The organism is Blastococcus sp. SYSU DS0973 (assembly GCF_054051055.1).
The window spans coordinates 99,094-112,215 of record NZ_JBJHAN010000007.1 but is presented as its reverse complement, the minus strand read 5'-3'; the positions used below and the strand labels follow the sequence as shown (position 1 = coordinate 112,215).

Below are 13,122 nucleotides of genomic sequence, written 5' to 3'. Positions count from 1 at the left end.
TCATCCCTCGCGGGCTCGGGACGAGCCTCCGGACGGGGCCTCAGGCGGTGACGCGCTCGACGTCGAAGACGCCCTCCACGTTGCGCACCGTCTGCAGCACCGCGCCCAGGTGCGCGGGGTCGGCGAGCTCGAAGGTGAACCGGCTGATGGCGACACGGTCGTGGCTGGTCTGCACCGAGGCCGACAGGATGTTGACCCGTTCGTCGGCCAGGGCCTTGGTGACGTCGGAGAGCAGCCGGTGCCGGTCGAGGGCCTCGACCTGGATGGCCACCAGGAACACCGCCCCCGGCGACGAGGCCCACTCGACCTCGACCAGACGTTCAGGCTTGCTCCGCAGGTCCCCCGCGTTGGTGCAGTCGGTGCGGTGCACGCTCACGCCGCCGCCGCGGGTGACGAACCCCAGCACGTCGTCGCCCGGCACCGGGGTGCAGCACTTGGCGAGCTTGGCCCAGACGTCGGTCATGCCGTGGACGACGATCCCGGGGTCCCCGCCGGCCGGACGGCGCGCGACCGGGCGGCGGGTCGGGATCGCGGTCTCGGCGATGTCCTCGGCCGCGCCCTCGCTGCCGCCCAGGGCCGCCATCAGCTTCTCGACCACCGAGGCGGCCGAGAGCTGGTTCTCCCCCACCGCCGCGAACAGCGCGGTGACGTCGGCATAGCGCAGGTCCTTGGCCAGGGTCGACAGGGCCTCGCCACCGAGGAGTCGCTGCAGCGGCAGGCCCGCCTTGCGCATCGCGCGGGTGAGCGCCTCCTTCCCCGCGTCGACGGCGTCCTCGCGGCGCTCCTTCGTGAACCACTGGCGGATCTTGGTGCGCGCCCGGGACGAGCCGACGAACGACAGCCAGTCCTTCGACGGGCCTGCGTTCGGCGACCGGGAGGTGAAGATCTCGACGACGTCGCCGTTGCTCAGCTTGCTGTCCAGCGAGACCAGCGAGCCGTTGACCCGCGCCCCGATGCAGCGGTAGCCGACCTCGGTGTGCACGGCGAAGGCGAAGTCGACCGGCGTCGCCTCGCCGGGCAGGCTGACGACGTCGCCCTTCGGCGTGAAGACGAAGACCTCCTGCGGACCGAGGTCGTAGCGCAGCGTCTCGAGGAACTCGCCGGGCTCCTGGGCCTCGCGCTGCCAGTCCAGCAGCTGGCGCAGCCACAGCATGTCGTCGGGCGAGCCGGCCTTCGGCGGGGCGCCGAACTCCCCGGCGCTCGGCTTGCCCCCGGCGCGGGCCTTCTCCTTGTACTTCCAGTGCGCGGCGATGCCGTACTCGGCGGTGCGGTGCATGTCGTGCGTGCGGATCTGCAGCTCGACCGGCTTGCCCTGCGGCCCGATGACCGTGGTGTGCAGCGACTGGTACATGTTGAACTTCGGCATCGCCACGAAGTCCTTGAAGCGGCCCGGCACCGGCTGCCAGTGGGCGTGCATGATGCCCAGCGCGGCGTAGCAGTCCCGCACCGAGTCGACGAGGATGCGGATCCCGACGAGGTCCCAGATGTCGGTGAAGTCGCGGCCGCGGACGATCATCTTCTGGTAGATCGAGTAGTAGTGCTTGGGCCGGCCGGTGACGACGGCATCGATCTTGGCCGCCTTGAGCTGCTCGTTGACCGTCGTGGTGACCTCGGCCAGGTAGGTGTCCCGGGACGGCGCCCGCTCGGCCACCAGCCGCACGATTTCGTCGTAGCGCTTGGGGTAGAGCGTGGCGAACGCGAGGTCCTCGAGCTCCCACTTGATCGTGTTCATGCCCAGCCGGTGGGCCAGCGGGGCGAGAATTTCCAGCGTCTCGCGCGCCTTTTTCTCCTGCTTCTCCGGCGGGAGGAAGCGCAGCGTGCGCATGTTGTGCAGCCGGTCGGCGAGCTTGATGACCAGCACCCGCGGGTCGCGGGACATCGCGACGATCATCTTCCGGATCGTCTCGGCCTGGGCGGCGTCGCCCAGCTTCACCTTGTCGATCTTGGTCACGCCGTCGACGAGGTGGGCCACCTCCGACCCGAAGTCGGTGGTGATCGTCTCCAGGGTGACGCCGGTGTCCTCGACGGTGTCGTGCAGCAGCGCCGCGATCAGGGTGGTGGTGTCCATCCCGAGCCCGGCGAGGATGGTGGCGACGGCCAGCGGGTGGGTGATGTACGGATCGCCGCTCTTGCGCTTCTGCGACGAGTGCGCCGCCTCGGCGACGTCATAGGCCCGCTGCAGCAGCGCCAGGTCGGCCTTCGGGTGGCTCTGCCGGTGCAGGGCAGCCAGCGGCTCGAGCACCGGCCGGACCAGGCCGCTGCGCTGCCCCGCGACGATGCGCCGGGCCAGCCGGTCGCGGACCCGGCGCCGGGGGGCGCCCGACTCGGGGTCGAGGGGCTCGGGGCCCACGTCGTCGGGGCGGCGCACCACGGGTCGCTCGGGCAACGGGCTCCGGACCGGCGCATCCCCCGCCGGGCCGGGCCCGGTCGCCTGCGCGCCGGCGGCGGCACCGGGCCGCGCGGCAGCCGTGTCGGCGGCTACTTCGGAAGCCACGGCGACTCCTGCGGCTGGCAGAGGGGGGACCTTTCCCATGCTAGCGGGACCCTGCCCGTGGACGCCGCGCCGACGAGTGCCTTCTCCCCCGGTCAGGTCGTCCAGAGGGCGTGCACGGCGTGCGGTACCAGCACCTGCCGCCCGCCGAGCGCGGCGAGCTCCACGACGACCGAGATCGCGGCGACCACCCCGCCCAGCTGCTCGACCAGGGCGACCGCGGCCGCCAGCGTGCCGCCGGTGGCCAGCACGTCGTCGACGACCAGCACCCGCTGACCGGGCCTGATCGAGTCGGAGTGCAGCTCCAGGGTCGCGGTGCCGTACTCCAGCGCGTAGTCCGCCGCGATCCGCTCACGCGGCAGCTTCCCGGCCTTGCGCACCGGGACGACGCCCACCCCGGCGTCCAGCGCGACCGCCGCGGCGAGCAGGAACCCGCGTGCCTCCACGCCGACGACGACGTCGAAGTCGTGCCTCCCCGGGCTGCTGGCCGCCAGCGCGGCCGCCCGCGGGTCGGAGACCGCCGGCGCCGCCAGCCCGTCGACCATGCGCCGGAAGGCCACCCCGTCGGCGAAGACGGGCGTGAGGTCGCGGAAGACGACGCCGGGCTGCGGGTGGTCGGGGACGTCGACCGTGAGCGAGGCGATGAGCTCGTCGAGCGGCTGCTCGGTGGGACCGCTCACCGGCGGCGCTTGCCCGCGGGCCGGCTGCGGCCTTCGGGGCGCTGTGGGCGGGCACCCGGACGCGGCGCCAGGGTGGCACCCCGCGCTCCGTCCGGCCGGACCGAGGCCGGCGACTCGACGACGACGTCCGCGGTCACCGTCCCCGGCAGGTCGGCCACGGCGGTCGCGCCGCCGGGCCGGCGCCGGCGGGCGCTGGCCACCGGCCCGGCCGGGGCACCGCCGGTGCGGGCCGCCGAGGAGCGCCGGGCGAGCACCCGGCGGCGCAGCGCCTCCTGGGCCGGCTCGCGCTCCTTGAGGTCGGCCACGACCGGCGTCGCCAGGAAGATCGACGAGTACGTGCCGGCGGCCAGGCCGACGAACAGCACCAGCGCGAGGTCCTTGAGCGTGCCGACGCCGAGCAGCCCGGCACCGACGAAGAGCAGGCCGGCGACCGGCAGCAGCGCGATGACCGACGTGTTGATGGACCGCATCAGCGTCTGGTTGACCGCGAGGTTCGCCGCCTCGCCCCACGTCATGCGGGCGCTGCGCTCGAGGTCGCGGGTGTTCTCGTCGACCTTGTCGAAGACCACGACGGTGTCGTAGAGGGAGAACCCCAGGATGGTGAGGAAGCCGATGACGGTCGACGGGGTCACCTCGAACCCGACCAGCGCGTAGACACCGGCGGTCACGATGATGTCGTGCGCCAGCGCGCCCATCGCGCCGACCGCCATCTTCGGCTGGAAGCGCACGGCCAGGAAGAGCACCACGGCGACGAGGAAGACCACGAGCGCCACCAGCGCCTGGCTGGTGATGTCCTCGCCCCACTCGGCGCTGACCGACTCGGGGCTGACCTGGTCCGGCGCGATGCCGACCGCGTCGGCCACCGCGTCCACGACGGCGCGCTCTGTCTCGTTGTCCAGCTGCGCGGTGCGCAGGAGCAGGGTGTTGCCGCCGACCACCTGGGCGGTGGCGACCTCCGCCCCGGCGTCCTCCGCCGCGGCTCGGGCCTCCTGCAGCTGCTGCTCGGTGCCGGGCAGCCGGAAGCTGTTGCCGCCCTCGAAGTCGATACCGAAGTTGAAGCCCCGGAAGACCATCGAGGCGATGCACAGCAGCACGATCACCGCGGTGATCTTGTAGATCAGCCGGCTGCGGCCGACGACGTCCAGCCCGGCCTCGCCGTTGTACAGCCGCTGGGTGAGGCTCCCGCGCCGGCCGCCTCCCGTCGCGGGAGCCGCCGGGACGTCGTCGCCTCCGGGGTCCTGCGGCAGCCCGGCGTCGGCGAGCGCGTCCTCGCCGACGCCCACCTGCGCCTCCTCCGGCGTCTGCTCCGCCGGGTCGGTGGGGCGGGTCATGAGGTGCTCCTGTCCTGGCGGCCCGCCCCGGAGGCGGCGCCGACGAGCTCACGGCCGCGGGCCGGCGCACCGGCGTCCGGACGGCGGGTGTGCTGCACCCGGCCCAGACCGGAGAACCGGTTCCGGCCGAAGCCCTTGAGCCGGGACAGCACCGCCATGAACGGGTGGGTGAAGAGGAAGACGACCACGAGGTCCAGAACGGTCGACATACCGAGCGTGAACGCGAAGCCCTTCACGTCGCCGATCGCCAGCAGGTAGAGGATCGCCGCCGCCAGGAAGCTGACCGCGTCGGCCGAGAGGATCGTGCGGCGCGCACGGACCCAGGCCCGCGGCACCGCCGAGCGCAGCGACCGGCCCTCGCGGATCTCGTCCTTGAGGCGCTCGAAGTAGACGACGAACGAGTCGGCGGTGATGCCGATGGACACGATGAACCCGGCGATGCCGGCCAGGCTCAGCGTGAAGCCGATCTCCCGGCCGAGCAGGATCAGGCAGCCGTAGACGACCACCGCCGACAGCGCGAGGCTGGCGATCATGACCAGGCCGAGCAGCCGGTAGTAGAGGAGCGCGTAGACGAACACCAGCGCGATGCCGATGGCGCCGGCGATCAGGCCGGCCTCCAACTGCTCCTCGCCGAGCTCGGTGGAGATCGACTGCGCGGTCGCCTGCGTGAAGGTGAGCGGCAGGGCGCCGTACTTGAGCTGGTTGGCCAGCTCCGTGGCCGACTCCTGGTCGAAGTCACCGGTGATGGTGGTCTGCCCGTTGATCGCCCCCTGGATGGTCGGGGCGGAGATCACCCGGCCGTCCAGCGTGAAGGCGACGCTGGCCCCGACGTTGGCGGCGGTGTAGGCGGCCCAGGTGTCGCGCCCCCCGGACTCGAAGTCCAGCAGGACGACCCAGCTGCCGTCGGTCGGGTCCGTGGCGGCGCTGGCGTCGGCGATCTCGGTGCCCTCGATGATCGTGGGGCCGAGCAGGTACTTGGCGGCGCCGTCCTCGCTGCAGGCGGCGACGTGGTCGTCGGGCCGCGAGACCTCACCGATGAGGTTCTCGGCCTCGCAGGTGAGGGTCGCGTAGGCCGCGGCCGCCTCCTCCAGCGTGACGGCGGGGGCGTCGGGGTCCGGGAGCGCAGGGTCGGCGACGGCATCGCCGGTGGGCTCGTCGGCGGCGGCCTCGTCGCCGCTCGCATCGCCGGTCGCCTCGGCGGCGTCCCCGGTCGGGTCACCGCCTGCCGTCTCGGCGCCCTCGTCGGTGGCGCCCTCGTCGGTGGCCGCCTCGGCCGGGGTGGCGGCGGCGGGCCCGTCGAGGACCGGCCGGAAACGCAGCTGCGCCGTGGCGCCGAGCTCGCGGGCCTGCTCGCCGTCGTCCCCGGGGACGGAGATGACGATGTTGGAGTCACCCTCGGTGACCACCTCGGCCTCGGCGACGCCGAGGCCGTTCACCCGCTGCTCGATGATCCGGCGGGCCAGCTCCAGGTCCTCCTGGGCCGGCGCCTGGCCGTCCGGCGTGCGGGCGGTCAGCGTCACGGTCGTGCCGCCGCGCAGGTCCAGCCCGAGCTGCGGGGTCCGGGTGTCCCCGGTGAAGAACACGAGCCCGTAGAGGAGCGCCACGATCAGCGCGAACGCGGCGAAGTAGCGCCCCGCGGGGAGCGAGCGGTTGGCCACGGAGGTCGTCCGGGTCAGACGGTGCCGTCGGCCGGGCGCGAGGGGTCGTCGTCGACCGCCTGCGTCGCGTCGGCCGGGCGCCGCACCTCGAGGACGGCCTGGCGGGCGAACGTGACGACGACACCGGGAGCGATCTCCAGGTCAACCGTGGTGTCACCCAGCGCGGCGACGGTGCCGTGCAGCCCGCTGGACGTCATGACCGGGGTGCCGATCGTGAGCGAGGCCTGCATGGCGGCGTTCTGCTCCTGCATGCGCTTGCGCTGCCGGGCGGGCAGCACGAACAGCACGACGGCCAGCAGGGCCAGCATGATCAGCGGGAAGAACTCCACGACAGGTGCGCCTCTCTTCCGCGGCTGGTGCTCCGCGGTGGTGCGGTCCGGGACGGGACCGCTCGGGTACGTCGGCACCGGCACGCGCGGGCGGACGGGACGCGCGCGTCCCCGGCCTGCGAGTTGCGCGCCAGCGTCCGGAAGTCTAGGCGTCGAACAGTGCTTCTGACGACGACCCCGGTGCCTGCGGGTCTGCTGTGACCCGCCCGAGGGGGACGCCGCCCCGCGGCACCGGGCGTCCGAGGTGGTGCCAGGCGGCTTCGGTGGCGACGCGCCCGCGCGGGGTGCGGGCCAACAGGCCCGCCCGCACGAGGAAGGGCTCGCACACCTCCTCGACGGTGTGCGGCTCCTCCCCCACCGCCACCGCGAGGGTGGCGACGCCCACCGGCCCGCCACCGAACTTGACCACGAGCGCCTCGAGGACGGCGCGGTCGAGACGGTCCAGGCCGAGGTGGTCGACGTCGTAGAGGGCCAGCGCCGCCTCGGCGACCTCGCGGGTGACCCGGCCGTCGGCCTCGACCTCGGCGTAGTCGCGCACCCGGCGCAGCAGCCGGTTGGCGATCCGGGGGGTGCCCCGGGACCGGCCCGCGATCTCGGCCGAGCCCTCGTCGGTCAGCTCCACGCCGAGCAGCACGGCGCTGCGGGCGAGCACCCGCCGCAGGTCGGCGGGTTCGTAGAACTCCATCTGGCCGACGAAGCCGAACCGGTCGCGCAGCGGGCCGGTGAGCAGCCCGGCACGGGTGGTGGCGCCCACGAGGGTGAACGGGTTGATCTCCAGCGGGATGGCCGTGGCACCGGGCCCCTTGCCGACGACGACGTCGACCCGGAAGTCCTCCATCGCCATGTAGAGGAGCTCTTCGGCGGGGCGGGCGATGCGGTGGATCTCGTCGATGAACAGGACGTCGCCGGGCGCGAGGTTGGAGAGCATGGCGGCGAGGTCGCCGGAGCGCTCGATGGCGGGCCCGCTGGTGATCTTCACCGACGTGCCGAGCTCGGAGCCGATGATCAGTGCCAGGCTCGTCTTCCCCAGTCCGGGCGGCCCGGACAGCAGCACGTGGTCGGGGGTGCGGCCACGCCGCTTGGCCCCCTCGAGCACGAGAGCGAGCTGGCGGGCCACCTTCGGCTGGCCGATGAAGTCCTCCAGCGAGTGCGGCCGCAGCGCGGACTCGACGACCCGCTCCTCGTCGCCGGCCTGCGGCGACACCGCCCACGCCGGGGGCACCTCGCCGGCCAGCTCGCCGGTCAGCGAGCGGTCGAACGGGGCGCTCATGCCCTGCCCAGGAGCTGGAGGGCCTGGCGCAGCAGCACCGCGACCTCGACGCTGCCCGTCGCGACGACCTGCTCGTCGGCCACCGGCGCGAGCTGGGTGACCGCGTTCTCGGCCTCCTTGGCGCTCCAGCCGAGCCCGACGAGCGCCGAGGTGAGCTGGTCGCGCCACGGGGCCACCGGGGTGACCGGCAGGCCGGCGGGCGCCGGCGCATCCAGTGCGGTGTCGGTGCTGGTCGAGCCGAGGCGGTCGCGCAGCTCGAGGATGAGCCGCTCGGCACCCTTCTTCCCGATGCCGGGTACCTGCATGAGGGCCTTGACGTCGGCCATCGACACCGCCCGGCGGACCTCCCGCGGCGGGTGGATGGCCAGCACGGCCTGGGCCAGGCGCGGCCCGACGCCGTTCGCCGTCTGCAGCAGCTCGAACAGCTGGCGCTCGTCGTCGTCGGCGAAGCCGTACAGGGTGAGCGAGTCCTCGCGCACCACGAGGCTGGTGGCCAGCCGCGCGGCCTCGCCCACCTGCAGCCGGGCGATCGTGCCGGGGGTGCACTGCACCGCCAGGCCGATCCCGCCGACCTCGACGACGGCGCCGTCGGGCCCCACGGCGGCCACGCGGCCGTGCACGCTGGCGATCATCGGGCCGCCACCCCCGTCCAGCGCGGCAGCGTGGTGGCGCGCACGGGGGCGCCGATGCCGCCGGCGATCGCGGCGGTGTGCAGCCGCTGCTGGGCCGGGCCGCGCCACGCGTGGCAGACCGCGAGGGCCAGCGCGTCGGCGGCGTCGGCCGGCTTGGGGGCGGCGGCGAGCCCGAGGACCCGGGTGACCATGAGGGTCACCTGATCCTTGTCCGCGCGGCCGTTGCCGGAGATGGCCGCCTTGACCTCGCTGGGGGTGTGCCAGGCGACCGGCCGGTCGGCCTGCGCCGCGGCGAGCGCGGCGACGCCGGCCGCCTGCGCCGTCCCCGTGGCGGTGCCCCTGTTGTTCTGGGTGAAGACCCGCTCGATCGCCACGACGTCGGGCCGGTGCTCGCGCAGGAGCGCCGTCACCGCGGTGTGCAGCTCCAGCAGCCGTAGCTCCAGGTCGAGCTCCGGCATGGTGCGGACCACGCCGACCCCGATCGCCGAGGGGCGCGCGCCGGGACGCCCGTCGACCACACCCCAGCCACACCGGGTGAGACCCGGGTCGATGCCGAGCACCCGCATGAGAAGCCTTCCGCCGAACCGAACGCGTGTTCGACCTACGCTAACCGCAAGCTCCCGGCGCGCGCCCGCAACACGCCCACGGGCTCGTCGACCGCCTCACCCGGGCGTCAGGCGTCGGCCGCGACCTTCTCCATGACCTCGTCGGGCACGTCGTAGTTCGCGTAGACGTTCTGCACGTCGTCGAGGTCCTCGAGGGCGTCGATGAGCCGGAAGACCTTGCCCGCGCCGTCCTCGTCGAGCTCCACCTGCACGCTGGGCTGGAAGCCGACCTCGGCGGAGTCGTAGTCGATGCCCGCATCCTGCAGCGCCGTGCGCACGGCGATGAGGTCACCGGGCTCGCACAGCACCTCGAAGGTGTCGCCGAGGTCGCGGACCTCCTCGGCACCGGCGTCCAGGACGGCGAGCAGCACGCTGTCCTCGTCGACGCCGTCGGCCCGGGGCACGACCACGACGCCCTTGCGGGAGAAGAGGTAGGACACCGATCCCGGGTCGGCCATCGAACCGCCGTTGCGGGTCATGGCGGTGCGGACCTCCATGGCCGAGCGGTTCTTGTTGTCCGTCAGGCACTCGATGAGCACGGCGACGCCGCCCGCGGCGTAGCCCTCGTACGTGATGCCCTGGTAGTCGACGCCGCCGGCTTCGAGGCCGGCGCCGCGCTTGACGGCGCGGTCGATGTTGTCGTTGGGGACCGAGCTCTTCTTGGCCTTCTGGATGGCGTCAAAGAGCGTCGGGTTGCCCGCCGGGTCACCGCCGCCGGTGCGGGCCGCGACCTCGATGTTCTTGATCAGCTTGGCGAAGAGCTTGCCGCGCTTGGCATCGATGCCGGCCTTCTTGTGCTTCGTCGTCGCCCACTTGGAATGGCCGCTCACGGCAGTCCCCTCTCGTCCCCGGCGTCCAGGCCGGCCCTCTCGGCCAGGTGACGGCGCACGATGTCGACGAACAGCGCGTGCACCCGGCGGTCCCCGGTCAACTCCGGGTGGAAGCTGGTGGCCACCACGTTCCCCTGGCGGACCGCGACGATCCTACCGTCGGCCGGACCCCCGACGACCCGGCCGAGGACCTCGACCCCGGGGCCGGCCTCCTCGACCCACGGCGCCCGGATGAAGACCGCGTGGAGCGCGCCGCCGTCCAGACCGGCCAGATCCACGCGCGATTCGAAGGAGTCGACCTGCCGGCCGAAGGCGTTCCGCCGCACGGTGGCATCCAGGCCACCGATCGTCGGCTGGTCCGGCGGCGCGTCCAGCAGCCGGTCGGCCAGCAGGATCATGCCGGCGCACGTGCCGTAGGCGGGCAGGCCCGCGCGCACGGCGGCCCGCAGGGGCTCCAGCAGGCCGAACCGGCCGGCGAGCCTGGCCATCGTCGTCGACTCGCCACCCGGGACGACGACGCCGTGCACGCCGTCGAGCTCCTCCGGGCGGCGCACCGGCCGGGGGTCGGCGCCCTCGGCCCGCAACGCGGCCACGTGCTCGCGGACGTCGCCCTGGAGCGCCAGGACCCCGATGACAGGACGTGCGGAGCCGGTGGACACGGCCGCCCACGCTACGGCGCCGCTCAGCGGGCCGGGGACGACGGGGCGAGCCCGGCCGCCCGGCTCGAGGTCCAGGTGAGCAGGGACTCCAGCGGTCCGCGGCCCACCGTGCGCCGCCACACGACGGCGCCGACGAGCGCAGCTCCGGCCAACCACAGCCACAGCACCGGGCCCTGCACCCGGCCCGGCGTGGCGTCCATGAGGATCCGGATGGCCAGGAGGTGGGCGGAGTACACGGTCAGCGCCATCGCCCCCACCGCGGCGAACGGCGCGGCCGGACGCGGCAGCCGCTCGGCCACCAGCAGGCAGGCCACCACCACCAGGAGGGCGAACCCGGTGGAGCCGACGACCTCGAAGGTGGTCCCGCTGTGCGGTTCGGCGCCGGTCAGCCAGCGGATGCTGACGATCCCCGGGACGCCGAAGCCGGTCTCCGGACCAGCGGACGGCACACCACCGGCCAGCAGCCGCGCGCTGAACCAGCCACCGCCGTAGCCGACGACCGCGGCAACACCGCCCGTCGCGGCCACCCGGCGCCGCACCGCGACGGAGGACAGGTCCAGACGCCCCACCGCCAGTCCGACCAGGACGAAGACGATCCACAGCAGCGCCGGGTAGTAGCCGGTGACCAGCAGCGAGGGGACGAGCGCGTCCGCCACCCCCGCGGCGGTGAGCGCCTGCCCGGCGACCACGAGCAGCGGCGGGACGGCGACGGCGACGGCGGCCGCGGTGACGAGCAGCCGGCGCACCGGCCAGCGGAGAAACGGCAGCACCAGGACGAAGAGCACCCCGTAGACGCCGAGGATGACCGCGACGAAGGTGCCCAGCTGCTGCAGTGCCCAGCCGATCGCGAACACCCAGAGCGCGCGGGCGAGGATCCGCAGCCGCACCCGGGTCAGCTCGCGGCCGGCGGGCGGCCGGGTGCGCCCGGAGAGCAGGGCGACCGAGACGCCGGCCAGGGTGGCGAAGAGGATCGACGAGCGGCCGTCGACGAGCGCGGACCAGGTGCGCGGGTCCGGCCGCAGCTCGCCGCCCACGTTCATGTGGGCGGCGAACATGCCGAGGACGGCCAGCCCGCGCGCGACGTCCAGCCCGGCGATGCGGCGCTGGACGTCCACGCTCACCACCCGCGGGTGGCGTACCGCTCGCTCTCCGGGAGCATCGCGACGTCGATGCCCACCATCGGCTCTCCCAGGTTCCGGGAGACCTTGGCGATGACGTCGGGATCGTCGAAGAACGTCGTCGCGTGCACGATCGCCGCCGCGCGCTGGGCCGGGTCGCCGGACTTGAAGATGCCCGAGCCGACGAACACGCCCTCGGCGCCGAGCTGCATCATCATCGCCGCGTCGGCCGGGGTGGCGATGCCACCGGCGGTGAAGAGGACGACGGGCAGCTTGCCCAGGCGGGCGACCTCCGCCACCAGGTCGTACGGCGCGCGCAGCTCCTTCGCGGCGACGAACAGCTCGGTCTCGTCGAGGGTGGCCAGGCGCTTGATCCCCGCGCGCAGGGCGCGCATGTGCCGGGTCGCCTCGACGACGTTGCCGGTACCCGCCTCGCCCTTCGAGCGGATCATCGCCGCGCCCTCGGAGATCCGGCGCAGCGCCTCTCCCAGGTCGGTGGCGCCGCACACGAACGGCACGGTGAACTCGCTCTTGGCGATGTGGTGGGCCTCGTCGGCGGGGGTCAGCACCTCGGACTCGTCGATGTAGTCGACCCCGAGCGCCTGCAGCACCTGCGCCTCGACGAAGTGCCCGATGCGGGCCTTGGCCATGACGGGGATCGAGACCGCGCCGATGATGCCCTCGATCATGTCGGGGTCGCTCATGCGCGCGATGCCGCCCTGGGCGCGGATGTCGGCCGGCACCCGCTCCAGCGCCATGACCGCGACCGCGCCGGCGTCCTCGGCGATCTTCGCCTGCTCCGGGGTGACGACGTCCATGATGACGCCGCCCTTGAGCTGCTCGGCCATCCCGCGCTTCACCCGGTCGGTCCCGGTCGCGCTGCTCGTCCGGTCGAGGTGCCCTGCCACTGGTGTCCGCCTTCGGTCGCCGAGATGAGTTGCGCCCGACCTTACGGCCGTCAGCCCGACCGGCGGCCCGCCGGGTCGGCGCCCCTGATCACGGCCCCCAGCCGGTCGTCGATGTCGAAGTACCGCGGCAGCCGGTGGGACCGGTGCAGACCGACCCAGCGCGGGAACCGGTGGCCGCGGAGTTCCCGGGTGTCCCGGACCGCGTCGTTGTAGAACCGCCGGGCCAGCGCGACCCGCGTCTGGGTTCCCGCGAGGTCCGCGCGCAGCGCCGCCGGCACGCCCGGCAGGTCGGCCGGCAGCTCGTGCAGGTCGTGGCCGAGCGCGTTCTCGGCCAGTTCCCGGTCACCGTCGCTCCGCGAGGTCCGTGCCTCGGCCGCGTCGGCGGCCAGCCGCGCGGCCAGCTCCGGACCCAGGGCCGCCGGGTGGCTGCGGGCGAGCTCCTCGGCCAGCCCGGCCCGGCGCTGCAGCTGGGCGTCCAGCGTCGCCCACGCCCGGTCCACCCGCGCGGCGAGCCGCCGCAGGCGGGTGAGGGTCCACCCGGCCCAGGCGAGCAGGACCAGGAGGACACCGGCGGCGAGCAGCAACCAGGCCTCGGGCGTCACGGGGATGGA

General features: G+C 73.9%; 13 protein-coding genes. All 13 read right to left on the bottom strand.

Annotated elements, in window-relative coordinates:
- Positions 1-40: 40 nt before the first annotated feature.
- The 13 genes from ACI791_RS13220 to ACI791_RS13160 all read right to left on the bottom strand — a co-directional run bounded on the left by ACI791_RS13220 (position 41) and on the right by ACI791_RS13160 (position 13,113).
- Positions 41-2,494, bottom strand: coding sequence for a RelA/SpoT family protein (locus ACI791_RS13220; RefSeq protein WP_456586452.1), 2,454 nt, complete (start codon positions 2,492-2,494; stop codon positions 41-43).
- A gap of 92 nt (positions 2,495-2,586) precedes the next feature.
- Complete coding sequence (locus ACI791_RS13215) at positions 2,587-3,171, bottom strand: adenine phosphoribosyltransferase (protein ID WP_456586451.1); 585 nt, start codon at positions 3,169-3,171, stop codon at positions 2,587-2,589.
- Positions 3,168-4,502, bottom strand: coding sequence for a protein translocase subunit SecF (secF, locus tag ACI791_RS13210; protein ID WP_456586450.1), 1,335 nt, complete (start codon positions 4,500-4,502; stop codon positions 3,168-3,170). The genes ACI791_RS13215 and secF overlap by 4 nt, the downstream gene beginning before the upstream one ends.
- Positions 4,499-6,160, bottom strand: coding sequence for a protein translocase subunit SecD (gene secD, locus ACI791_RS13205; protein ID WP_456586449.1), 1,662 nt, complete (start codon positions 6,158-6,160; stop codon positions 4,499-4,501). Before secD ends, secF begins: the two co-directional genes overlap by 4 nt.
- 14 nt (positions 6,161-6,174) lie before the next feature.
- Positions 6,175-6,489 (bottom strand): preprotein translocase subunit YajC, encoded by a 315-nt coding sequence (gene yajC, locus ACI791_RS13200; RefSeq protein WP_347060427.1) that lies wholly within the window; start codon positions 6,487-6,489, stop codon positions 6,175-6,177.
- 145 nt (positions 6,490-6,634) lie between these two features.
- Positions 6,635-7,759 carry a Holliday junction branch migration DNA helicase RuvB gene (gene ruvB / locus ACI791_RS13195; protein WP_456586448.1) on the bottom strand — a complete coding sequence of 375 codons (1,125 nt, stop codon included), beginning with the start codon at positions 7,757-7,759 and terminating at the stop codon, positions 6,635-6,637.
- Positions 7,756-8,391, bottom strand: coding sequence for a Holliday junction branch migration protein RuvA (gene ruvA / locus ACI791_RS13190; RefSeq protein ID WP_347060425.1), 636 nt, complete (start codon positions 8,389-8,391; stop codon positions 7,756-7,758). Before ruvA ends, ruvB begins: the two co-directional genes overlap by 4 nt.
- Complete coding sequence (gene ruvC / locus ACI791_RS13185; protein WP_456586447.1) at positions 8,388-8,957, bottom strand: crossover junction endodeoxyribonuclease RuvC; 570 nt, start codon at positions 8,955-8,957, stop codon at positions 8,388-8,390. The genes ruvA and ruvC overlap by 4 nt, the downstream gene beginning before the upstream one ends.
- A 107-nt stretch (positions 8,958-9,064) precedes the next feature.
- Complete coding sequence (locus ACI791_RS13180) at positions 9,065-9,826, bottom strand: YebC/PmpR family DNA-binding transcriptional regulator (RefSeq protein WP_456586446.1); 762 nt, start codon at positions 9,824-9,826, stop codon at positions 9,065-9,067.
- On the bottom strand, positions 9,823-10,485 hold the full coding sequence (pdxT, locus tag ACI791_RS13175; protein ID WP_456586445.1) for a pyridoxal 5'-phosphate synthase glutaminase subunit PdxT: 663 nt from the start codon (positions 10,483-10,485) through the stop codon (positions 9,823-9,825). Before pdxT ends, ACI791_RS13180 begins: the two co-directional genes overlap by 4 nt.
- Positions 10,486-10,508: 23 nt before the next feature.
- Positions 10,509-11,606: a heparan-alpha-glucosaminide N-acetyltransferase domain-containing protein gene (locus tag ACI791_RS13170; RefSeq protein ID WP_456586444.1), complete on the bottom strand. Its 1,098-nt coding sequence runs from the start codon at positions 11,604-11,606 to the stop codon at positions 10,509-10,511.
- Positions 11,603-12,511, bottom strand: a complete 909-nt coding sequence (gene pdxS, locus ACI791_RS13165; protein WP_456586443.1) for a pyridoxal 5'-phosphate synthase lyase subunit PdxS — start codon at positions 12,509-12,511, stop codon at positions 11,603-11,605. The genes ACI791_RS13170 and pdxS overlap by 4 nt, the downstream gene beginning before the upstream one ends.
- A gap of 50 nt (positions 12,512-12,561) precedes the next feature.
- Positions 12,562-13,113, bottom strand: a complete 552-nt coding sequence (locus ACI791_RS13160) for a hypothetical protein (RefSeq protein ID WP_456586442.1) — start codon at positions 13,111-13,113, stop codon at positions 12,562-12,564.
- Positions 13,114-13,122 lie beyond the last annotated feature (9 nt).